Origin of the sequence: Streptomyces zaehneri, from assembly GCF_032248645.1 — a bacterium.
Classification (GTDB): Bacteria; Actinomycetota; Actinomycetes; order Streptomycetales; family Streptomycetaceae; genus Streptomyces; species Streptomyces coriariae.
The window spans coordinates 48,625-69,507 of the sequence record NZ_JASTTJ010000015.1 but is presented as its reverse complement, the minus strand read 5'-3'; the positions used below and the strand labels follow the sequence as shown (position 1 = coordinate 69,507).

General features: G+C 67.5%; 20 protein-coding genes and 1 tRNA gene. 9 read left to right on the top strand and 12 right to left on the bottom strand.

All coding sequences use genetic code 11. From position 1 onward, the window contains the following. Nucleotides 1-90 precede the first annotated feature (90 nt). Complete coding sequence (locus tag QQM72_RS24020) at nucleotides 91-675, bottom strand: TetR family transcriptional regulator (protein WP_314222939.1); 585 nt, start codon at nucleotides 673-675, stop codon at nucleotides 91-93. Nucleotides 676-804: 129 nt separating this feature from the next. Here QQM72_RS24020 and QQM72_RS24015 point away from each other — a divergent pair, with 129 nt between their 5' ends. Next, entirely contained in the window at nucleotides 805-2,019 is a 1,215-nt protein-coding gene (locus QQM72_RS24015; protein WP_314222938.1) for an MFS transporter, read from the top strand. 230 nt (nucleotides 2,020-2,249) lie between these two features. Here the strand turns inward: QQM72_RS24015 and QQM72_RS24010 are convergent, their stop codons facing one another. The 6 genes from QQM72_RS24010 to QQM72_RS23985 all read right to left on the bottom strand — a co-directional run bounded on the left by QQM72_RS24010 (nucleotide 2,250) and on the right by QQM72_RS23985 (nucleotide 8,174). Further along, nucleotides 2,250-3,929 (bottom strand): long-chain fatty acid--CoA ligase, encoded by a 1,680-nt coding sequence (locus QQM72_RS24010; protein WP_314222937.1) that lies wholly within the window; start codon nucleotides 3,927-3,929, stop codon nucleotides 2,250-2,252. A 127-nt stretch (nucleotides 3,930-4,056) separates the two neighbouring features. After that, complete coding sequence (locus tag QQM72_RS24005) at nucleotides 4,057-4,605, bottom strand: SigE family RNA polymerase sigma factor (protein WP_314222936.1); 549 nt, start codon at nucleotides 4,603-4,605, stop codon at nucleotides 4,057-4,059. A 339-nt stretch (nucleotides 4,606-4,944) separates the two neighbouring features. Continuing rightward, on the bottom strand, nucleotides 4,945-6,111 hold the full coding sequence (locus QQM72_RS24000) for a lipid-transfer protein (RefSeq protein ID WP_314222935.1): 1,167 nt from the start codon (nucleotides 6,109-6,111) through the stop codon (nucleotides 4,945-4,947). Continuing rightward, complete coding sequence (locus QQM72_RS23995; protein WP_314222934.1) at nucleotides 6,108-6,503, bottom strand: MaoC family dehydratase; 396 nt, start codon at nucleotides 6,501-6,503, stop codon at nucleotides 6,108-6,110. Before QQM72_RS23995 ends, QQM72_RS24000 begins: the two co-directional genes overlap by 4 nt. Beyond that, nucleotides 6,500-7,558 carry a bifunctional MaoC family dehydratase N-terminal/OB-fold nucleic acid binding domain-containing protein gene (locus QQM72_RS23990; RefSeq protein WP_314222933.1) on the bottom strand — a complete coding sequence of 353 codons (1,059 nt, stop codon included), beginning with the start codon at nucleotides 7,556-7,558 and terminating at the stop codon, nucleotides 6,500-6,502. Before QQM72_RS23990 ends, QQM72_RS23995 begins: the two co-directional genes overlap by 4 nt. Before the next feature lie 301 nt (nucleotides 7,559-7,859). Then, nucleotides 7,860-8,174, bottom strand: coding sequence for a hypothetical protein (locus QQM72_RS23985; protein WP_314222932.1), 315 nt, complete (start codon nucleotides 8,172-8,174; stop codon nucleotides 7,860-7,862). Between the two features lie 361 nt (nucleotides 8,175-8,535). Here QQM72_RS23985 and QQM72_RS23980 point away from each other — a divergent pair, with 361 nt between their 5' ends. After that, nucleotides 8,536-9,429, top strand: a complete 894-nt coding sequence (locus QQM72_RS23980; RefSeq protein WP_314222931.1) for a bifunctional DNA primase/polymerase — start codon at nucleotides 8,536-8,538, stop codon at nucleotides 9,427-9,429. Nucleotides 9,430-9,450: 21 nt separating this feature from the next. Here QQM72_RS23980 and QQM72_RS23975 read toward each other — a convergent pair whose 3' ends face one another. Then, nucleotides 9,451-9,828 (bottom strand): hypothetical protein, encoded by a 378-nt coding sequence (locus QQM72_RS23975; protein WP_314222930.1) that lies wholly within the window; start codon nucleotides 9,826-9,828, stop codon nucleotides 9,451-9,453. A gap of 160 nt (nucleotides 9,829-9,988) precedes the next feature. Here QQM72_RS23975 and QQM72_RS23970 point away from each other — a divergent pair, with 160 nt between their 5' ends. Continuing rightward, a complete protein-coding gene (locus QQM72_RS23970) occupies nucleotides 9,989-10,309 on the top strand; it encodes a hypothetical protein (protein ID WP_314222929.1) in 321 nt (106 codons plus the stop codon). 135 nt (nucleotides 10,310-10,444) lie between these two features. Here QQM72_RS23970 and QQM72_RS23965 read toward each other — a convergent pair. Then, nucleotides 10,445-10,531: transfer RNA gene (locus QQM72_RS23965), tRNA-Ser, on the bottom strand. Between the two features lie 579 nt (nucleotides 10,532-11,110). Continuing rightward, complete coding sequence (locus QQM72_RS23960) at nucleotides 11,111-13,636, bottom strand: ATP-binding protein (RefSeq protein ID WP_314222928.1); 2,526 nt, start codon at nucleotides 13,634-13,636, stop codon at nucleotides 11,111-11,113. Nucleotides 13,637-13,899: 263 nt separating this feature from the next. On the opposite strand from QQM72_RS23960, the gene QQM72_RS23955 reads away from it, so the two are divergent. Then, entirely contained in the window at nucleotides 13,900-14,433 is a 534-nt protein-coding gene (locus QQM72_RS23955) for an NUDIX hydrolase (protein WP_054244045.1), read from the top strand. Here the strand turns inward: QQM72_RS23955 and QQM72_RS23950 are convergent. Further along, nucleotides 14,411-15,751 carry a helix-turn-helix domain-containing protein gene (locus QQM72_RS23950; protein WP_314222927.1) on the bottom strand — a complete coding sequence of 447 codons (1,341 nt, stop codon included), beginning with the start codon at nucleotides 15,749-15,751 and terminating at the stop codon, nucleotides 14,411-14,413. The genes QQM72_RS23955 and QQM72_RS23950 overlap by 23 nt on opposite strands. A 114-nt stretch (nucleotides 15,752-15,865) precedes the next feature. On the opposite strand from QQM72_RS23950, the gene QQM72_RS23945 reads away from it, so the two are divergent. The 4 genes from QQM72_RS23945 (at nucleotide 15,866) to QQM72_RS23930 (ending at nucleotide 18,259) form a co-directional block, all read left to right on the top strand. Further along, a complete protein-coding gene (locus QQM72_RS23945; RefSeq protein ID WP_314222925.1) occupies nucleotides 15,866-16,108 on the top strand; it encodes a hypothetical protein in 243 nt (80 codons plus the stop codon). A 206-nt stretch (nucleotides 16,109-16,314) separates the two neighbouring features. After that, entirely contained in the window at nucleotides 16,315-16,758 is a 444-nt protein-coding gene (locus QQM72_RS23940) for a glycine-rich domain-containing protein (RefSeq protein WP_314222924.1), read from the top strand. A gap of 70 nt (nucleotides 16,759-16,828) precedes the next feature. Then, nucleotides 16,829-17,665 carry a protein kinase family protein gene (locus QQM72_RS23935; protein WP_314222923.1) on the top strand — a complete coding sequence of 279 codons (837 nt, stop codon included), beginning with the start codon at nucleotides 16,829-16,831 and terminating at the stop codon, nucleotides 17,663-17,665. A gap of 216 nt (nucleotides 17,666-17,881) precedes the next feature. Next, nucleotides 17,882-18,259, top strand: coding sequence for a hypothetical protein (locus QQM72_RS23930; protein ID WP_314222922.1), 378 nt, complete (start codon nucleotides 17,882-17,884; stop codon nucleotides 18,257-18,259). A gap of 838 nt (nucleotides 18,260-19,097) precedes the next feature. Here the strand turns inward: QQM72_RS23930 and QQM72_RS23925 are convergent. Next, on the bottom strand, nucleotides 19,098-19,616 hold the full coding sequence (locus QQM72_RS23925) for an RICIN domain-containing protein (RefSeq protein WP_230195263.1): 519 nt from the start codon (nucleotides 19,614-19,616) through the stop codon (nucleotides 19,098-19,100). A 358-nt stretch (nucleotides 19,617-19,974) separates the two neighbouring features. On the opposite strand from QQM72_RS23925, the gene QQM72_RS23920 reads away from it, so the two are divergent. Continuing rightward, nucleotides 19,975-20,811, top strand: coding sequence for a hypothetical protein (locus tag QQM72_RS23920; RefSeq protein WP_314222921.1), 837 nt, complete (start codon nucleotides 19,975-19,977; stop codon nucleotides 20,809-20,811). Nucleotides 20,812-20,883 lie beyond the last annotated feature (72 nt).

Genomic DNA, 20,883 nt, shown 5'->3' with positions numbered 1-20,883 from the left:
ACGGCCCGGCGACATCCGGTCCCGCCCGCCCGGCCCGGCTTCGTCCGGCCCGGCTTCGTCCGGTCCGGCGAGGTCCTACCGGGCGTCGCCCTACCGGGCGACCATCCGTCGCGCCGCCTCCTTGATGGAGGCGCGCAGGCGGTCGCGGTCGGCGTCCTCGGAGCCCGCCAGGATGCGGCTCATCTGGGGGACGAAGGCGGCCCAGTTGGCCATCGCGATCAGCAGGAAGAAGAGGTCACGGGCCGGGATCGCGTCGGAGATCACGCCCCGGTCCTGGCCGTCCTGGATGGCGGCGACCTTGAGCGCGTAGTGCTCCTGGCGTGCCGTCTCGTCGGGCAGCAGCTCGGTGCCGCCGTACTCGATGCCCTCCCAGTACAGGAGTCGCAGCAGCTCGGGGTGGGCGCCGTGGTAGTCCATCACCCGGTCGAGCCAGCCCTCGATGTCGTCCGGGTCGACGGGGACGGCGGCGGCGAGGTCCAGCATGCGACGGCCGAGGACCTGGGAGAACAGCTCGGCCTTGTTGCCGAAGTAGGCGTAGATGAGCTGCTTGTTCGCCTTGGCCTCGGCGGCGATGCGGTCGATGCGGGCGCCCGCGATGCCGTGGCGGGCGAACTCCGCGACGGCGGCGTCGAAGATCCGGGCTCGGGTGGCCTCGGGATCCCTGGTGGTTGCCATGGAGTCATCGTAGCCACGGACCTAACCAACTAGTTGGTTGACAGGGAATTCACGCTCGCCGCAGACTGTTCCCCTTCTGTTCCAACCAACTGGTTAGTTATTAGAGACGCTCGAAGGAGCACCTCCGCCATGCCGTCCGAAGTCACAGCAGTCCGAGAAGCGGGAGAGGAAGTCGCCCCCTCGGCGGTCGCGGCCCGCCGCAACGGGCTCCTCCTCGTCCTCATCGCCCTCTGCACCGCCGTCACGGCGGCCAACATCTACCTCGCGGCCCCGCTGCTCCCCCTCATCGCCCACGACTTCGGCTCGGCGCCCTCGGCCGTGGCCTGGATCGCCTCGGTCGCCCAGTTCGGCTACGCGGCCGGCCTGCTCGTCTTCGCCCCGCTCGGCGACCGCGTGAACCGGCGCCGGCTGGTCGCCGTCCTCTCCCTCGTCACCGCGGCGGCCCTGGTCGCCGCGGCCACGGCCGCCGGGGCCGGCGCGCTCGCGGCCGCCGTGCTCGTCGCCTCGGCGGCGACCGTCGTCCCGCAGCTCCTCGTGCCGTTGGTCGCCGCCCGCGCCCCCGCCGACCGGCGCGCCCGGCACGTGGCCGCCGTCATCGCCGGGCTGTTCACCGGCATCGTCGCGGCGCGGGTCCTCGGCGGACTCGCCGGGCAGGCCTTCGGCTGGCGGGCGGTGTTCGTGGGCGCGGCCGTCCTCACCACGATCCTGGGCCTGCTGACCGCGGCCGCCCTCCCCTCCGAACGCCACCGCCCCCGCGAGGGCCACCTCTTCGCCGGTCTCACCGCGATGCCGGGCCTGGTGCGGCGCTCGCCCGACCTGTGGCGGGCCTGCGTGCGGCAGGCCGGGATGTACGGAGCCTGGAGCGCCTTGTGGACCTCGCTGGCCCTCCTGCTGACGGGTGAGGAGTCCTACGGCCTGACGACCGCCGCCGCCGGCCTCTTCGGCCTCTTCGGACTGTCCGCCAGCGTCGTCGCACCGCTGGCCGGCGGTCTGGTCGACCGCTTCGGCGCCGCGAAGGTCGTCCGCAACGCGTATCTTCTCGCCGCTGTCTCGGTCCCGCTGTTCTGGCTGGGCGGGCAGGTGCTCGTGGCGCTCTTCGTGGCCGCGATCGCGATCCACGCGGCGCTCGTCGCCTCCCATGTCGCCAACCAGACCCTCGCCCTGACGACCACCTCGGCCCCGGCCACCGCGAACAGCGCCTATGTCGTCGCGGGGTTCGCCGGCGGCGCGACCGCCTCGGCCCTGGCCGGCCTCGCCTTCACCCACTTCGGCTGGGGTGGCGTCGTCACGGTGGCGGGCGCGTGGCTGGTCCTGGGCTGGACGACCACGGCCGTACGCCGGTGACGGCAATACGGCGGTGACGGCCGTACGCCGGTGACGGCCCTACGGCGGTGACGACCGTACGGCGGCGAAGTCGGTCTGGAAGTCGGCCTACGACCGTACGGACGGCTCACGGTCGTGAAAACGGCGTACGCCGGGCAGGGGCCGCGAGGTGCCCTGCCCGGCGTGCACGACATGCGTGAACGGCCGCGACGGCTGCTGCAACGGTCACCGCGTCCGCAGCGCGGGCGGGTTCAGAGCCGGGTGACGTCGAGCTCGCCCTCCGCGTACCGCCTGCGCAGCACCTTCTTGTCGAACTTTCCCACGCTCGTCTTCGGGACCGACCCGATGATCGTCCAGCGCTCCGGGAGCTGCCACTTGGCGATCTGCCCTTCGGCGGCGAGGAAGGCGCGCAGGGCCTCGAAATCCGTGGTCGCGCCCTCCCTGAGGACGACCGTGGCCAGCGGGCGCTCGCCCCACTTGTCGTCCGGGACGGCCACGACGGCGGCCTCGGTGACGTCCGGGTGGGACATCAGCGCGTTCTCCAGGTCCACCGACGAGATCCACTCGCCGCCGGACTTGATGACGTCCTTGGCGCGGTCGGTGAGGGTGAGGAAGCCGTCGGTGGAGATGGTGCCGACGTCGCCCGTCTTCAGCCAGCCGTCCTCGCTGAACTTGTCGGCGGGCCGCAGGGGCTCGCCGTCGGGGCCGTTGTAGTAGGCGCCGGCGATCCACGCGCCGCGCACCTCCAGCTCGCCCGCGGACTCGCCGTCCCAGGGGAGGCGTTCGCCGCCGGGGCCGGTGAGGCGGCCCTCCACGCCGGCCGGGAAGCGGCCCTGGGTGAGGCGGTAGCCGAGTTCCTCGTCGGTGCCGACCGCGTGGGCCGGCGGACGGGCGATGGTCCCGAGCGGGGAGGTCTCCGTCATGCCCCAGGCGTGGCAGACCCGCATGCCCAGCTCGTCGAAGGCGGTCATGAGGGAGGGCGGACAGGCCGATCCACCGATGGTGACCTGGGTGAGGGAGGAGACGTCCCGCGGTTTGGCGGTGAGCTCGGCCAGCAGACCCTGCCAGATGGTGGGGACGGCGGCCGCGTGGGTCGGCCTCTCGCTCTCGATCATCTCGGCGAGGGGCGCGGGCTGGAGGAAGCGGTCCGGCATCAGCATGTTGATGCCGGTCATGAAGGTGGCGTGCGGCAGTCCCCAGGCGTTGACGTGGAACTGCGGGACGACGACGAGCGAGGTGTCCTGGTCGGTCAGGCCCATCGACTCGGCCATGTTCACCTGCATCGAGTGCAGGTAGATCGAACGGTGGCTGTAGACCACGCCCTTGGGGTCGCCCGTGGTCCCGGAGGTGTAGCACATGGCGGCGGCCTGACGTTCGTCCAGCTCGGGCCAGTCGAAGGTCTTCGGCTTGTCCGCGATCAGCTCCTCGTACTCGTGCACGCGCGCGTGGGCGCCCTCGAGGAGCGAGCGGTCACCCGGGCCCGAGACGACGATGTGCTCGAGCGTGGGCAGCTTCGGGAGCAGGGGCGCGAGCAGCGGGAGCAGCGAACCATTGACTATGACGACCTTGTCGGCGGCGTGGTTGACGATCCACACCAGCTGCTCGGCCGGGAGGCGCAGGTTGAGGGTGTGCAGCACCGCGCCCATGGAGGGAATCGCGAAGTACGCCTCGACGTGCTCGGCGTTGTTCCACATCAGGGTCGCCACCCGGTCGTCGCCGCGGACGCCGAGGTCGTCGCGCAGGGCGTTCGCCAGCTGTACCGCCCGGGTGCCCGCCTCGGCGAAACTGCGCCGCTGCGGCTCGCTCTCACCTGTCCAGGTGGTGATCTGGGACCGGCCGTGCACCAGCACACCGTGAACGAGAATGCGGGTGACGGTCAGCGGTACGTCCTGCATGGTGCTCAGCACGGCGTCCTCCCAGGGCGGCGACATTGCCTACGCGGTGGTAACGGTTGTGCTGATTCTGCGCACATACCGCGCGGTATGTCACTAGGGGGCGGTGATCGATCAGGTCACGGCGCGACGCGGCTCACCGCACGGGCCGGAAGATCGGCCCTCGTCAGCGGACAAGCACCAGCTCAGGGTCCTCGCGCAGCTTGCCCAGCGCCCGCGACACCGCCGACTTCACCGTGCCCACCGAGACACCGAGCACCTCGGCCGTCTGGATCTCACTGAGGTCCTCGTAGTACCTGAGGACGACCATCGCCCGCTGCCGCGCGGGCAGCTTCGTGATCGCCCGCCACATGGCGTCGTGCAGCGCCTGCCGCTCCGCCGGGTCGTCCGCGGAGGCGACCGGATCCGGCTCCGGCAGCTCGTCGCAGACGAACTCGTCGACCTTGCGCTTGCGCCACTGCGACGTACGGGTGTTCAGCAGGGCCCGGCGGACATAGCCGTCGAGCGCCCGGTGGTCCTCGATCCGCTCCCACGCGACGTACGTCTTGGTGAGCGCGGTCTGCAGCAGGTCCTCCGCGTCGCTCGGGTTCGCGGTCAGCGACCGTGCGGTGCGCAGCAGCACCGGCTGACGGGCCCTGACGTACGACGCGAAGGACGGGTACGGGGAAGGCCGCGTCATGCCGTTCGAAGCGCTGGTGCAGACGGGTGTGGTCATGGCTCCACGCTAGGTTCGCGGCCCGCTCGGGCGGATCGGCCGCAGGTCCCGAAGCCGGGTCCGTCTCAGGTTGTAGGGGTGGTGCCCGCCCCACCTCCTGAAGGTGGACGAGGCGGCGCCGACTACTACGGGATGACCCCTGGGTGCTCATCCCTCCGGGGCTCGTCCGGGGCTCCGGAGGCGGCTCCGTCCACGGCTCCTTACGTGGCTCGTCCGCGGCTCTCGTCCGGGGCTGCGTGGGCGGCTCCTTACGTGGCTCGTCCGCGGCTCTCGTCCGGGGCTGCGTGGGCGGCTCCGTCCACGACAGCCCATGGCTCAGTCCACGGCTCCGTCCACGGCTCAGTCCGTGGTCAGGACCAGGCCCGACGTGGGCAACCCGGTCCCCGCCGTCACCAGGGTCCGGGCGGCCCCCGGCACCTGGTTCACCGACGTGCCGCGCAGCTGCCGTACGGCTTCGGCCACCCCGTTCATCCCGTGCAGGTAGGCCTCGCCGAGCTGGCCGCCGTGGGTGTTCAGCGGCAGCCGGTCCTCCGCCACGAAGGCCGGGGCCTCGCCCGGGGCGCAGAAGCCGAACTCCTCCAGCTGCATCAGCACGAACGGCGTGAAGTGGTCGTACAGGATCCCCACGTCGATGTCGGCCGGCGCCAGACCGGAGCCGCGCCACAGCTGGCGGGCGACCACGGACATCTCCGGCAGGCCCGTCAGGCCGTCGCGGTAGAAGCTGGTCATCTGCTCCTGGGCCCGGCCGGCGCCCTGGGCGGCCGCGGTGACCACGGCGGGCGGCTGCGGCAGGTCCCGGGCCCGTTCCACCGAGGTGACGACCAGCGCCTGACCGCCGTCCGTCTCCTGGCAGCAGTCCAGCAGCCTGAGCGGCTCGGCGATCCAGCGTGAGGCCGCGTGGTCGGCGCGGGTGATCGGACGGTCGTGGAAGTACGCCGCCGGATTCACCGCCGCGTGCCTGCGGGCCGTGACGGCGACCGGCCCGAACGCGTCCTCCGGGGTCAGCCCGTACGTGTACAGATAGCGCTGCGCCGCCATCGCCACCCAGGAGGCGGGGGTGAGCAGCCCGAACGGCAGCGTCCAGCCGAGCGCCGTCCCCTCCGCCGACGGTTCGCGGTGCCGCACGCCCGAGCCGAAGCGACGCCCCGACCGCTCGTTGAAGGCGCGGTAGCAGACCACGACCTCGGCCACCCCGGCCGCGACGGCGAGCGCCGCCTGCTGGACGGTCGCGCAGGCCGCCCCGCCGCCGTAGTGGACCCGGGAGAAGAAGGACAGTTCGCCCATGCCACAGGCCTGCGCCACGGTGATCTCCGGGCTGGTGTCCATCGTGAACGTCACCAGCCCGTCCACGTCGGCGGGCGTGAGTCCCGCGTCGGCCAGGGCCGCCCGCACCGACTCCACCGCGAGGCGCAGTTCACTGCGTCCCGAGTCCTTGGAGAACTCCGTGGCCCCGATGCCGACGATCGCCGCCCGGCCGCCGAGGGAGTCCCGCGTCCGCACGCTCACCCCGCACCTCCCGACGGGACGGTGAGCGTCACCGTGCCGGTGACATGTCTGCCGATCCCGTTGTCCCCGGTGACCCGCACCACGGCGGTGGCTCCGTCGAACTCCTCGACCGTGCCCCTCAACACCATGGTGTCTCCTGGGTAGTTGGGCGCCCCGAGCCGGATGGCGACCTTGCGGAGCACGGCCGTCGGGCCGAAGTGGTCGGTGAGGTAGCGGCCGACCAGTCCGTTGGTGGTCAGGATGTTCATGAAGATGTCGGGGGACCCCTTGCGCCGGGCCAGTTCGGGGTCGTGATGGACGTCCTGGTAGTCGCGCGAGGCGAGGGCGCCGGCGACGATCAGGGTGCGGGTGATCCCGATCTCCAGCGGCGGCAGCTCGTCACCGGCCTTCACGCGGCCGCCTCCCCCGCGCGGGGCCGGAACACGGGGAGCACCAGTTCGCCGTCCTCATCGTCGTAGGAACGGAATTCCAGCTCCACGGGCATGCCGATCCGCACCTTGTCGTAGGGCACGTCGACCACGTTGCTGATGATGCGGACACCCTCGGCGAGCTCGATCAGCCCGATCGCGTAGGGCGGGGAGAAGGCCGGGAAGGGCGGGTGGTGCATCACGACGTACGAGAAGACCGTGCCCTCGCCGCCGGCCTCGACGGTGTCCCACCGCGCCGAGCCGCAGGCGTTGCAGCCGGGGAGCCAGGGGAAGCGGAGCGTGTCGCAGGCGGTACAGCGCTGGACGAGGAGGCGGTGGCACCGGACGCCCTCCCAGAAACCGGCGTTGTCCCGGTTGACGACGGGACGCGGCCGCCGCGGTGCTTCCTGCCGCCCCTGCACGTTCTGTTCCCGCCCGGTCGGTGCGTGCTTGTGCGGCGCGTCCCGCCCGGTCGGTGCGTGCTTGTGCGGCGCGTGCTCGTCGCTCCGTACGTACTCGTCCGTTGCGCGCCCGCTTGATGGACGCCCGCTCGACGTGCGCCCGCTCGGCGCGTACTTGAGGATGCGGAAGCGATGGGTGCCGACCAGTTCCTCGCCCACACGCACGTCCGTCCGGGTCGTGACGAAGTACCCGGTGCCCAGCTTGGTGGTCTTCCGCTGCGAGACCGACTCGATCACCGTGTCGAAGGCGACCTCGTCCCCCGGCCGCAGCGGGCGCAGGTACTCCTGCTCGCAGTCGGTGGCGACGACCGAGGTGCAGCCCGCCCCGTCGAGGAGGGACAGCAGCTCGTCGTAGGCCTGCGCGCGCCCCTCGTGGCCGCTCAGGCCGCCCATGATCCACGCCTGGAGCATGGTCGGCGGGGCGATCGCGCCGGGGCCGGTGTACGCGGGGTTCCGGTCGCCCGTCGCCTCGCACCAGTGCCGGATCATGGGTGCGTTGACAGGGTCCCGGCCGGTGCCCGCGACCGCCGCGGGGCGGCCTTCGTAGGCCTTGAGCCGCGCGTGGAGCTCGTCGTCCACGGCCGTACTCCTTCCGCGGGAGGGGCTTGCCGGGGCTTGCCGGGGCTTGCCGGGGCTTGCCGGGGCTTGCCGGGAACAGTTTCTGACTGTCCGTCAGATATGAATACCTGTCAAGGTCACTTCCCCGTAGGAAAACACCTGCGCGGCGATACCGAAGTACCGCCGCACAGACGCGTTGCCCCCAGAGCCCCCACCCCGCAGCCCCCACCCCAGCCCCCACAGCCCCACAGCCCCACAGCCCCCACCCGACGCGAAGCTCCCCCTGGGCCGGCGCCGGACCCCGATCCCCGGACCCCTCAGATCACCGCCACAGCGGGGTGAAGGCGACCGCGACATTGCGGTTGCCCTGGTTGACCGCGGTGAACGCGGACCCGTTGACCTGCGCGCCGTTGCTCTGGTTCGAGGCGCCCGAGCCGACGGCGTTCTGCTGTGTGGTGGCCGAGTTGCCGCTGTTATCTCGCCCGACACCGCTGCCGGAGATGCTCGCGACACCAGCGTTCGATCCGTCGTCCGCGAAGCCGCCGTTGTCCGCCACCGCGACGCCGGCGAGGAGGGCGGCCGCCAGCGGGAGGGCGGAGACGGCGGCGATGACACGGGCGGTACGGATGCTTGCCATGTGGTTCCTCCAGAACGGAAGTGCGTGAGTACCCGAAGTGTGTGAAGCATGGCCTTCACCTGGACAGTTGGCCGACCGCCCGGGCGTTTGTGACGACGTCGCGAGACCAGAGTTGCCCACCGACTCCCAGGCGAACCATCCTGTAAGACGTGATTCGCACTCAAGCGTGATGAAAAGTTGATAAACCCCAACACCACTTTTCCTTCATCTGTCGCCATAAACATTGGCAAGTCGGACACCCGCCTCCCGGGCCCCGCATGAGGCGAAGCGTTCCGGCATTTTTCCGCTCCGGTCGACCGCCCTCGGGCGCGTCGTGGCCTGCCCCCTTCCCTTTATCGAACACGCGTACGACACTGGTTCCATGGCCACCACCGACCGGTACCCCCGGCAGGCCACCACGCTGGCCCTCGCCCACGCCCTGTCGGCCGCCGAACGCGGCCTGGCCGTCATCCCCCTGTCCCGGACGAAACTCCCCGCACTGCGTTCCCCTCACCGCGACGCCCCCGAGCCGACGGGACCGCCGTGCCACGGCGAGTGCGGCCGCTTCGGCCACGGCGTGTACGACGCCTCGACCGACCCGGCCCGCATCCGCGAACTGTTCGCCGCCGCGCCCTGGGCGACCGGCTACGGCATCGCCTGCGGCCTGTCCCCGCACCACCTCATCGGCGTCGACCTGGACACCAAGTCGGACACGGACTCCACGGCCGCCCTACGCGAACTGGCCCTGCGCCACCTCTTCACCATCCCGCCCACGATCGTCGTCCTCACCCCGTCCGGCGGACGGCACCTGTGGCTCACCGGCCCGCCGGACGTCGTCGTCCCCAACTCGGCCGGCCGCCTCGCCCCCGGCATCGACATCCGGGGCGCCGGCGGCTACCTGGTCGGCCCCGGCTCCCGCACCGCCCACGGCGTCTACGCCACCGCCCCCGGCACCGCCCACCTCACCCCCGCGCCCTGCCCGCGCTCCCTGCTGCGCCTGCTGCTGCCACCGCCGCGCTCCTCCCGCCCGGGCCCCGGCTCGACGGCGGGCGGCGCACACGGCCGGGGCCTGGTCCAGTTCGTCCTGGCCGCCCACGAGGGGCAACGCAACACACGGCTGTTCTGGGCGGCCTGCCGGGCCTACGAGGACGGCATCGGCCCGGAGTTGACCGAGGACCTGGTCGCCGCCGCCGTACGGACCGGCCTGACGGCCAGGGAGGCACGGGGGACGATCACGTCGGCGGCCCGCATGACCACGCACCGCCCCGAACCGTGACAGCACCCCTGCGCTCCACCGTCAGCGCGAGCGCTGTGCGGTGCGACGGCGCAGTCCGAGGACGATGCCGCCACCGGCCAGAACCAGGACGGCGCCGACACCGACGACCGGCGCACGGCCGGACGCACAGGTCTCGGCGAGGACCGTGCCGCCACCCTCGGGCGACGGCGCGCTGCCGCCCGCGTCGACGTCGGCTGCGCGCCCGCCGAGGCGGAGGACGATGGGGATGACGCAGGCGGCGACGAGGCCGACGGTTGGCCGGACGGCGTACCGGACGCCGAGGGCGAGGGACCGGCGGACGCACAGGTCTCGTCCTGGACGACGACCAGGGGCTGAATGCTGAATGTCCTCGTCGACCTGGTCGCCTGCCCTGACGGCACGGGGCGCGGGCCAGAGCATCGCCGTACTCCAGTGTTCCGCCGGGCGAGCCCCGGGCCGTTCCCCCTTCCGATAGTCTCCGCGCGCCAAGATCACCGAGCCCAAAGTCACGTTCGGGCCGACTTCGCGACAGGGCTACGTGACTTCGCGGCTCACGCCGCCTCACGGACTGGAGAACACCATGCCCGGATGGGCCGTCATGCGAGCCCTCGGTCTGTCGGAACTTTCCAATTACACCGTCTCCCGTGAACTTGAGGGCACCGAAGCCGAAGCCCTGGCCGAGATGCTGCGCATCATCGACACCTTTGGGGAAGCTGTCACCGCAAGAGGGCGTCGACGCCAGAGGAGACGGGTCTACCGCGTCTCCGAACGCAGCTACTTTGTGCGCGTCGAAAAAGGGATGTCCAGCAACGAGGCTCACTACATCCTCGCCGAACTCATAGCCGACACCCACAACGATGGCCTCCCCGACGCCGCCGGTGGTTTGGCGGAGACACCGTGATTCCTGGCCGCAGGTTGGCCGCACGCGCTGGTCAGAGGTGGGATACCGGCGAGTCAGAGTGGGACAGGGGCACGCCGAAGGGGTGCCCCTCCGGAGAGTGGCACCCCTTCTGACCTGCAATGCTCTGACCTGCTGCGGTGGGTGTGGGATTTGAACCCACGGTGACATCGCTGCCACGACGGTTTTCAAGACCGTTCCCTTAGGCCGCTCGGGCAACCCACCCGCGCCCCGGCCCACCTGGGGCGGAGCGGGTACAGACTACCGGGCGCGGGGGGCGTCGTGGGGAGCATGGTCCACACGGGGTCCACTAAGCCCGGTTCCACTCCGCCGGCACGCCCCTGCCCGCAGGCAGCACCCGCTCCTGGTACCACGCTGGCGCGCGGAAGGTACCGCACTGGCCCTGCCCCGGCAGAGAGCAGGAGGAAGCGGTCCTGACGGAATGACCCAACTCTGGGCTATGGCGTCACGCGTAAACGATTGCCTCTAGCCTCTCCACAACCAGCCGCCATTCTCGCGAGACTGCGTCGGGAACGTTCAGCATGCTCGATCGACCGTGTAGCACATCGGAAGACTTGCTATAGACATGCCGGGCGAGCCTGACTAGGCCGATCGCTTCACTTATACGGTCTTCAGAAACCATTCCGAGAACAAATGCCAACCGTTCCGGAACTCTATTAGTGACGGAAGTAGAAGAATCTTGACACACGACCCGATAAGCTTCCAGAGCCACTCTCTCGATCCGCAGCCTGAGTTCCAAAACCTCAATACGTGACGTGGACGAGAAGCCTGGAGCCACGTCCGTCAACTCCCGACCAAATCTGCGCACGCCTTACGCGCGACGTCAATCTCTGACTTCAAGTCATTCTTCGTAGTAGGCGCCCCATGTACGGCATTGTTCCACATCTTCAAGTAAATGCCGCAACGGAGTTTTGCTTCACGCACAGGATTCTTATTTCCGTCAGCAACGCCGATCACCCCTTCCGCCCTATCGAATCGCGTCACGGTGTTCTGACACGAATCAAGAAGGGCTAGGTCCTCCACCACGTCCCGTCCACCAGAGAGAGCGTTTCGCACGACGGCCTGATGTAGGGCAATGTCAACCGCCTGACGCAAAAGACCGCGAATAATTTGAGTCTCAGAGAGATATCCATTTACTGGCACCTTGGGAGCCAAAGAACGAATGGATTCCGCATCATCAAGCAGCATTCGCCACAGCTCATCAGTGGACTCTAGAGAGATAACACCAGTCTCAAGATCTCGACTAATCGCCCACGAATGACAGTTGAGCGAGCGCGCCATCAAGTGTGCCTTGAGTCGCTCATCATGCGTGAAAACAAGGACCCGACGCCTCAACGCGATTTCAGCAAGAACAGCGGCAAGTCTGTCTACGCGAATATCATCGAAGGCGTGCACCGGGTCGTCAAGTACCAGGAAGCCGAAAGGACCTGACTCGATTGTGGCTAGAAGGGGAGCAAGGAGGAAAGCGTTTCTCTGTCCCGCACTGAGCATAGATAGGCTAAGCGGCTGCCCTGCCGAATTCTGAACCCGGACCTCCGCTCGCTGGGTTGTCAGCCGTACGTCCTCTAGCACGACGCCTGCATCATCCAGAAGTGCCCTCACGCGCCCGCCAGCCAAAGCGGTGAAATCTTGCGAACGCTTATCGCGCAGGTGACCTGTAAGGTCTTTCAGGCATACGCTAATTGCCTTCCAGAGTTGATATTCACTCGCAAATTCTACGTTCTCGCGCCACGTACTAACGAAGTCCTCAAGCGCAGCCTTTCGCTTCAAGCGCCACTGTTTATCGAATGCACTTAGGCTCGCAGCCTCTACACATGCTCTCCACCAGTCACGAGTTTCCATTACTGAGCGAAGCTCAATGACCATCCTTCGCGCTGCGCCGGTGGGCTGACACCCATAGCGGTCCAAGAGATGGCAGAGCTCGTCGGCGCGACTCTCCGCTCGATCAAGAAGCTCGTGAGAGGTAGCCAGAGGAGTAGCCGCCGAACGCAGAACCAAGATCACTTGGCGAAACTCCGCATCAAGTGACCTCCTGAGCTCCCTTAGTGACGATTCCGCCTCAAGGTGAAGGGGTTCCAGATCAGCCAGATCAGAGACGCTCTTCAGGAGTCGCAAAGGCCAGTCAGCCTGCTCGCTCTCACAGACTGGACACTCCGTTCCCGGAGATTCGAGATCAACCACATGCTCATGAAAACCACGCAGCGAGTTCGCAAGTTTACGCTTCACTGAATCTGGCGATGAATCAATGCCTCGGAACGCCTCGTCTGTCCTCGCCAAGGCCGCAGACAAGATTTCCGAATGCCTCTCGGTGACCTGAGGGAAAAATCCTCCGGAGTCGTTCAACTGATTCTCTGCGAGCCATGAATCAAGATCAGAGATCCACGCTGGCCAAATGACATTTCCAACACTTGCCCCAGGGTCAAGCTTGCCATTGACCTCGTCGACTTGCGCAATCCTCTTTTTAGCCTCCTTGGCCGCTTCGTCAATTAGCTTCCTGGCCGATGCCGCCTTTTCACTAAGGTCAGCAACACGATCACTTAGAACAACGAAACATCCACCAAATGCCAACAGATTCTCGATGTACTCACGCAAGTCCTTGCTCTGCTGAACTCGACGCTCAATGTCAGCGTAGGCGAATACTGGCGGGTGACCTGCGAGTGCGTGACTCCACGCCGTATCTCTCAGGTCGACGCCTACCACTTCACCGGTGGACAGGGTCCATTTAGCATCGTGCGAAACTACTTCGCCGCCACCGTCAATCAGGCACGACAGCGAAAGCTCTTCTCCCTTTCTCGAAAGAACAACTTCAGCCACGGTCTTTTCGGCGTCTCGCGCTGCATGAATCTTCTCCCATAGTGGCTCCATCTTCGAGCGAGAAGATTTCTGCTCAGCTGATGTCCACCATTTAGTGGATCCCGCCAGGGCTGTTCGCACTCCGTCCGCAATGGTCGATTTACCTGAGCCATTTGGGCCATGAATGATCGTCACTCCCGGCGAAGGGTCGACTTTCATTATTACCTGATTCGTAGCGCCCTGATAGCCAACGACCATTACAGACGTGAGATGCCAAGGATCCCCCGCTGTCGGATCCCGTCGGCCTTCTGACTTCGATTTCAATTCGACGGTCAGGTCGCGAAGTTTTTGCCACGCCGCCTTCTTCTCTGGCGCACGTGCAGCTGAAAGGAACTTCTCGATGTCCGTAGCAAGATCTGAGAAGCTCAGAAGTCGCAGGTCGGGGAGCTGATGGCTCGCGCTCAACGCCACTTTGTCAAGCTGCGTGTCAGCCGATGCTGCGAATTCCGTGCTCACTACCCCTCCGTCGAACGGCGTACTAACCCTGGATGCCCGAGAATACTGTGAGGCAAAGTGCGACGCTTGGGGTTTTTGAGAATAGAGAGAAAGTCGTACACATTTTCGACTTCTACGTAACCGACAAAGCTCGCTACTGGCATATATGCCTCATATAATGATCCATTCGTAGACATCTCGTCAGGCTGACATGAAAGGGTGAACCTGCGTCTGTCTTCGGATCGGTCTGCGATCCTGGAGTCCGATCGAGAGGGGCCGCAGGTATGGAGTGGAAGACCCACGGTGAACGACAGATCTACACCAACCCTTGGGTGAATCTGTGTCTGGTCGACGTCCAACAGCCTGATGGGCGCAGGTGGGAGTACCACGTCGTTCGCCTGCGGCACCTGGCCGTGGCCGCCGTGGTCAACGACCGCCAAGAGGTGCTGATGATGTGGCGGCACCGCTTCATCACGGACTCCTGGGCCTGGGAGTTGCCCATGGGCTTGGTCGAGGAGGGCGAGACTCCTGAAGAGGCGGCAGCTCGTGAAGTCCTGGAGGAGACGGGCTGGCGTCCCGGTCCCATCAAGCCGCTGATCTACGCCGAGCCGGCCAACGGGATCACGGACTCGCAGCACCACGTCTTCCGTGCGGACGGGGCGACCTACGAGGGTCCGCCCACGGAGAAGAACGAGTCCGACCGCATCGAGTGGATACCCCTCAGCGAGATACGGGGGATGATCGACCGCCGCGAGATCGTGAGCAGTGGATCTCTCGTCGGTCTCCTGTACGTGCTCATGGATGAAGCGATCCGCTGACCGGTGGCAGGAGCTCCCGTAGCCGCGCCTCGAAGGCCAGGGCTACGGGCTCCTGACTGTGTGGGGCCAACTGCTCGTAGAACTCGCGAAGGTGGCCTGACACTCGCTCTGAAGCGACCGCCGATGCGGGCTCCAGGGCTTGCGTGGCGGTGTGGCACGCCTGGTCGAGCTTGCCTTGATCCAGCTGCGTGCGGGCCAGCCAGAACGCGTGGAACGCCCGGCCGCGCTGGTTGGTGTGGGCTTCCCTGCGCAAGGCATCCGCGATCAACGGTTCAGCTGTCGCTGACTCGCCCAGTCGGCCATGGGCAATGCCGGTGTCCGCGATGAGCTTCGGCTCGTCGAAGTAGGCCACCCACGACGGGTCCGGGTCGCTCGCCTGGATCTGCTCGAACTGGCGGTGTGCTTCCGTGATCGCCCGGTGAGTGGACGTCTGGCTGCCGAGCGTGGCATGGGCGAACGCTTCGCGCATGGACAGCATCGACAGAACGCGCGGGGTGGTGTCGCTGGCTGAGCGGGCCTGGTCCTGGGCGGCGGTCACGAGTGCCAGGGAGTCCGCGGGCTTGTCCTGGTAGGTCGCCTGCAAGCTCATGCAGGCGAGGACGTTGGCCATGAACTGGCGGTCGTCGATGGCCTTCGCGAGTTGCAGTGCCTCGGTGAAGTAGGCGCGGGCTTGGTTGTACTGGCGGGCGTCGAAGTAGGTCCAGCCGGTGAGGCGTGCGAGCTCGGCCGCGATTCCGTACAGGCCGTTCTGGATGGCCGGGGGTCGGCTTTCCTTCAGGAGTCCGACCACATACCGAAGCTGTCCGACGACGGCCGGCCTGAGAGCCTCCCCGCCGTGCTGGTCGTCTCGTCGCCAGTAGTCCTCGATCGAGGACCGGAATGCTTCAAGCGTGGCCGCGCTGAGGTTGGTTCGCGTGGTCAGCGCGAGGATGCTGTCCACATCGGGCCCCGGAAGCGACGCGGGGGCCTGCTGTTCCGGCTCCGGCACCTGGGGTGCCTCGCGCTTGGTGACGACGAGAGCCTGAGGCGTCTCCCACGGGCGCCGGGCAAGCCCGAGCATGTGTCCCGGGATGCGCAGGCCGTCGGCGATGCGCTCGACGACGTCCATGTGCAGCAACTGGCGGCGGCCCGCCATTACTTCGCCGACGCGGCTGGGCGTCAGCTCGCATCGCCTCGCGATCATCGACGGGTAGATGCCCGCTCTGGTCTTCATCAGCCGGAAGATTCTGCAGAAGTCCCGTACCCGGCACGCATTGATCATCTCGGGATCGGTGAGCAGCCGGGCAGGCAACTCCTGCGGCCGGTCGGCGTCGGGCATTGGGCAAGCTCCCACACTGCGAGGGCTACGCAACGTCGCGGATTCTCTACTTGCCGCGATATTACCCAAGTTGGGTAATCAGCCTGACCTTTTGGCGGGGGTACCCGGCTCGCGATGCTCGTGTGCATGGCGAGCAATCAGCAGACCAGACCAGCCATCGGTGAACTGGCGAAAGACAGTGTCACCGGGCATATCGGTGTCGTCATGGGTGAGATCGGTGGCCGAGTGCAGCTGCGGCCGGTCCGTGGCGGCAAGGAGTGGGATGCCCTGCCCAGCAACGTGGTGGCACCCAGTGCGCGGGAAGAGATGAGCGCACGTCTGGCCGAGCGGAACGGCAACAGTCAGGTCCCGCTGTGAAGCGCGTCATCGGCCTATGTGCCGGGGCCTTGTTCCTCCTCGGCACCAGCCAGTAGACCGGCCGCCCCGAACGGGTGCCGTTTTCCCGGCTCCCCGACCCGTTCGGGGCCGGCCTCCAAGCCCGCTTCCCGATCGTCCGCGCGCCGAGCTCGGCGATCAGGGCGGGATGTAAGCGCCACGCACCACCTCACCTCAGGAGATGGCACATGACGGCAACGGCGAGCGATCAGAAGACCGGTCGCGCGGTGGCTGGTGAAGAGCTGTTCGAGAGCCTCGCCCGCTTCGTGGCGGTCCACGACGGGCAGTCCCCCGAGCGCGCTGAACGGATCGCGGACCAGGCGGTCGCGTTCCTCGTCGCGGCGGCCACGGCCACCGTGCCCATGGTTCCGTCGGACGACGTGGACCTCGGGCTGCACGCGCTCATCCTGCACACGAAGGAGTACGCCGAGCTGTGCGCACAGCACGCGGGCCGCTTCCTGCACCACAACCCGAAGCCGGGTGGAGGAGCGCGCGATCCGGAGAAGGTCGCCGCCTCGGCGCGTGCCATGAAGGCGGCCGGGTTCGTGGTCTTCGATGACCTGTGGACCGTGGACTGCACGAACCTCGCACAGTGCGATTCGGACTGCGGCCGACCGTACGGTCAGGCGTAACCCACGACAACAGCGACGCGGCCGGCCTCGACTCGGGGTCGGCCGCGCTCGCCCGGAAGGAGAACAGACCTTGTCCGGCCCAACCCCTGAACTGCCGATCGTGGTGCTCGACGCGCTCATGCCCACGACTCAGCGCCTGGTCATCAACCGCCGGGGCTCCACGGTCTGGGAGGTCGAGAGCCACCGCGGCCACTTCGCGGTGAAGCTGGGCTATCCGATCGAGGCAACAGCCGAGTGGCCTGCCCAGCCCTGGACCGCGCTCGCGCCCGCACGCGAGGGCGCCGTCCTGCATCGCCTCGGCCTCGACGAGATCGCGTACGGCGAATGGGAACACGGCACGTGGAACTTCCAGCCGTGGCACGCCGGGCCGGATCTCCACAAGCTGTGGGAGCCCTGCCGCAAGCAGGGCTCGTCCGTCAAAGCGAGCACCAGCGTGGCGCTGGGATGCGTCGATGCCCTGGCCGATCTCCACGTGAGGGGCTGGGCACACGGCGACGTGCAACCCGCCCACTTCATCATCGGCCCGGAACGAACGCACCTCCTCGACCTCGCCCTTGCCCGGGGCGGCCAGGTACCCCAGGGGTACGACTTCCCGTTCCGCGGCTGCCTCGTCCACTACGAGGCACCGGAGATCGCGCGCAGCGTGCTGGACACCGGAGAAGCGGAGCCGACGCAGGAAGCCGACATCTACGCGCTCGGGGCGGCGCTGCTCATCTCCGCCACGGGCTGGCGGGCGGTCGAGTACCCGGACGACGCTCCGCGCCCCGTGCAGCGAGAGGCAGTGGCCAACGGTCGGCGTCGGCCCGTGAAGGTGCCCGGTGAGCTGGGCGAACTGGTCGAAGCGATGCTCAGCCGTGCGCCGGGGGACCGGCCCACCATCTACGAGGTGGGCAAAGCCCTGATCTGACCCCGAACCCCAACCGACCCGTCTCGCGCCCCCCTCGCGCGGACGACAACAACAAAAGACCGGACCACCCCTCAGCCTCGGCAGCATTCCGGGTGGTCCGGTCGCGGAAGCCCTGATCAAGACCCCGGTGCCGATGGCACCGGGGCGGTCGGCGTGCTCGGATCCGGGTGCGGCCGCAACCCCTGTCGGCTGTCGCAGAGTTGGAGAGGAGAGCAGTTGAAGCCCATTCATTGGCAGCGCAGTTCTGGCCTGCGCCACCGAAAGGAGTTCGGCACTGCCGAGGATGGCCGGCTCTTTCGCGCGCCCCAGGGCGGCCACCTCCTGTCCAAGGAGTACGGAGAGGCGTGGAAGATCGCCCGGCTCGCGGTACTGACGCAGTCCGAGGCAGCCTCGCCGCTGGCTGACGTCCCGTACTCCATGCGCCACGCGGGCGTCTCGCTCTGGCTCGAATCAGGCGTCTCCCCCGCCGAGGTGGCACGCCGGGCAGGCCACAGCATCGCGGTCCTGTTCCGCTTCTACGCCAAGGCGATTCACCGCAGCCAGCAGCGCGCGACCGAGCAGATCCAGCGCGCTCTCGAAGCCACTGAGGAGTAGCAAGCAAGCTCGCTGCTGCCAAGCACCTACCCACCGACTCAGGAGGGGTGGCGCTTTCATCATGTGCCCCAGTACTCCGGGTCAGCTCCGGACCGCGACCAGCCATCCAGGCAACCGCGCATCCAGAGGTCGACGTGTCCGTGAGCATCCGAGTCGTCCGCGGCCGGCTTATTGCTGGTGCAGTACTCCTTCATCTGCTCAGGCGACGGAACCGAAGAGGGATCTGGCCACTGTTCGGAGTAGTCCAAGCCAGTTTCGAAGCCTGCTCGGTATGCACCGTGAGGGTCGTCATCGCTGCCGCAGGATGTGAGAGCGATTAGGGCTGCAGCCGTGGCAGCTAAGGCGCGCTTTCGCATAGAGCTATTCCTCCGCCGAATCACTCGTCTCGCCTGCCCGGAGTCATGTCCCGCATGTCTCGTGCATCGCCCCCGGCTGCTCGCGGACATCACACTCCCGGGTCGTCCAACTCGGCTCTAACTGCTGGTTCTCTCTCCTCGATGGTCCACGTCTGGTCCACACACGATGATCGAATCTGTGACAGAAGCGAGCTGAGGTGAGACAACCTCACTGCGAAAGGGGTATCCCTCGTTGAGGGACACCCCTTCTGAGCAGCACGTCTGTTACCTGCGGCGGCGCTGCGCTGCGAACCCACGGGAACGCTGTCACGCTCTCGCGTTTTTCAAGACCGTTCCCTTAGGCCGCTCGGGCAACCCACCCGCGCCCCGGCCCACCTGGGGCGGAGCGGGTACAGACTACCGGGCGCGGGCTCGAAGCGGGGAGCATGGTCCACGTCCTCGCTCCTGCGGGGTGCGAGGGCCTTCTGCACGTCGTGGCAGCGTCAGCTGTGTGCGCCCCACCAGACCCAGCGGGCAGGGTCGATGCCGCCTTCGCCGATGTAGTTGGTGGTGTAGACGGCGGCACCGTTGCCCGAGGTACGGAGAAACACCCCGGTGCCGGAGATGAAGTCGCATTCGAGGTAGTCGTCATCGCCGCTCCACCACTGCCCGGGGGCGTTCCCGCAGGCGCTCATCCAGACAGCGTTGGTCGCGGTCTTGCTGTCCGTGGTGAGACACATGCCGTTGGCTTTGCTCACCAGCCGGCGGAACACCGTGCCGTCGTAGTTGCGGGTGTAGGAATCCGAACCCCAGTACCAGTTCCGGGTGGAGAGCCCGTCATTGCAGGTGTCCGACCAGACCTTGTCGCTCACGGTCGACGACACCAGGCACTGGCCCTCGTAGTCGTTGCTGTACGACCAGTACGTCGTCGCCGACGCCGTGGACATCGAGCCCGCCACGGTGAGCACGAGGGCGGCGAGTCCCATGGGCACGGTCAGTCTCAGAGCCTTCAGAGATTCCATGATCGCGAGAATCGAGGTCGGAGGAGGTGTCCACGTAAATCGAGCGTGAACATGCCATGTCACTTCGGTCATGCCCACGCCACAGTGCCGACCGCGATTCACCCACCCGATCACGTTCGGATGCGGATGAAGTCCGCGGAGGCGAGCCGCGGCCGCCGATGCCCCCGATTCGTGGCGCGGAGCGGCAACCCCGGTTCCGTGCAGCCGAGTTGTTCATGTCACGGGACTGTGACGACGTCGTACTGGATCAAGGACCGAGGCATCCTTTTGGCTCCCGGTCCCCTCATAGTGATCAACAGCGCTGCGGGGAACGACCGCACCTCAGCACCAACCAGCCGACTATTCAGGGAATTGACCCATGACTCGCAACCGTCGCAAGGCTTTCCTCGTCTCCGCCGCGCTCCTGGGCGGCACCTTGCTGATGTCGGCGTGCAACCAGGGCGACGACGCAGCCGACAGCTCCTCCGGCAAGTCCGACACGGCCGCGGCGGCGAACAAGTCCGGCGCCAAGGGCGTCAGCGGCACCTTCGCGGGCGGGACGGTGACGTACCTCGCGTCGGGCAAGTACACCGTCAGCGTGTCCGGCAAGTCCGACCAGCAGTTCTGGATCGCGGACGACACCAAGATCCTCGGCGCGGGCACCATCTGCGGCGACGCCTCCTCGAAGGTGGACGCGCCGTGCGAGGAGGCCGACCTGGAGACCGCCACCAAGGGCGGACGCTCAGTCAACGCCGATGTGGTGATGAAGGACGGCGCCGCGACGCAGATCACCGAGCGCCGCGCCTCCGCGTCGTCCTCCGGCGGCAGCACGTCCGGCGGCGGCAGCACCTCCGGCGGCGGCGCCACGACCGCCCCCGGGAGCACGTCCGGCGGCAGCGAGAGCGTCGTGGACGGTCTCAACAAGGGCAAGGGCGTCAACGGCACCTGGTACGGCATCGTGCGGTACGTGGCGCCCGGCAAGTACCTGGTAGACGGGCCCGCCGCCCAGGGCTCCGGCGGTGAACAGCAGGCCTTCTACCTCGCCGAGGACACCGTGATCCTGGGCGGGGGCCAGATCTGCGGCACCGCCGGCTCGAAGGTGGACGCACCGTGCGAGGAGGCCGACCTGGAGAAGGCCGCCAAGAAGGGCGTCGAGGCCGAGGTCGTGATCGAGAACGGCATCGCCACCAAGATCACCGACGGTGCGCTTCTCTGATCCCGTGATCCCGTAGCTCGTAGCTCGTAGCTCGTAGCCCGCAACGAACCGAGGCGGTGTGCAGGAAGCCAT

What these genes read in the sequence shown, in the direction of transcription:
- QQM72_RS24020 (WP_314222939.1), bottom strand. Translation starts at nt 675, where the DNA reads ATGGCAACCACCAGGGATCCCGAGGCCACCCGAGCCCGGATCTTCGAC.
- QQM72_RS23970 (WP_314222929.1), top strand. Translation starts at nt 9,989, where the DNA reads ATGCCCGGATGGGCCGTCATGCGAGCCCTCGGTCTGTCGGAACTTTCC.
- QQM72_RS24015 (WP_314222938.1), top strand. Translation starts at nt 805, where the DNA reads ATGCCGTCCGAAGTCACAGCAGTCCGAGAAGCGGGAGAGGAAGTCGCC.
- QQM72_RS23980 (WP_314222931.1), top strand. Translation starts at nt 8,536, where the DNA reads ATGGCCACCACCGACCGGTACCCCCGGCAGGCCACCACGCTGGCCCTC.
- QQM72_RS23955 (WP_054244045.1), top strand. Translation starts at nt 13,900, where the DNA reads ATGGAGTGGAAGACCCACGGTGAACGACAGATCTACACCAACCCTTGG.
- QQM72_RS23945 (WP_314222925.1), top strand. Translation starts at nt 15,866, where the DNA reads ATGCTCGTGTGCATGGCGAGCAATCAGCAGACCAGACCAGCCATCGGT.
- QQM72_RS23925 (WP_230195263.1), bottom strand. Translation starts at nt 19,616, where the DNA reads ATGGAATCTCTGAAGGCTCTGAGACTGACCGTGCCCATGGGACTCGCC.
- QQM72_RS24010 (WP_314222937.1), bottom strand. Translation starts at nt 3,929, where the DNA reads ATGTCGCCGCCCTGGGAGGACGCCGTGCTGAGCACCATGCAGGACGTA.
- QQM72_RS23940 (WP_314222924.1), top strand. Translation starts at nt 16,315, where the DNA reads ATGACGGCAACGGCGAGCGATCAGAAGACCGGTCGCGCGGTGGCTGGT.
- QQM72_RS23975 (WP_314222930.1), bottom strand. Translation starts at nt 9,828, where the DNA reads ATGCTCTGGCCCGCGCCCCGTGCCGTCAGGGCAGGCGACCAGGTCGAC.
- QQM72_RS23920 (WP_314222921.1), top strand. Translation starts at nt 19,975, where the DNA reads ATGACTCGCAACCGTCGCAAGGCTTTCCTCGTCTCCGCCGCGCTCCTG.
- QQM72_RS23950 (WP_314222927.1), bottom strand. Translation starts at nt 15,751, where the DNA reads ATGCCCGACGCCGACCGGCCGCAGGAGTTGCCTGCCCGGCTGCTCACC.
- QQM72_RS24005 (WP_314222936.1), bottom strand. Translation starts at nt 4,605, where the DNA reads ATGACCACACCCGTCTGCACCAGCGCTTCGAACGGCATGACGCGGCCT.
- QQM72_RS23985 (WP_314222932.1), bottom strand. Translation starts at nt 8,174, where the DNA reads ATGGCAAGCATCCGTACCGCCCGTGTCATCGCCGCCGTCTCCGCCCTC.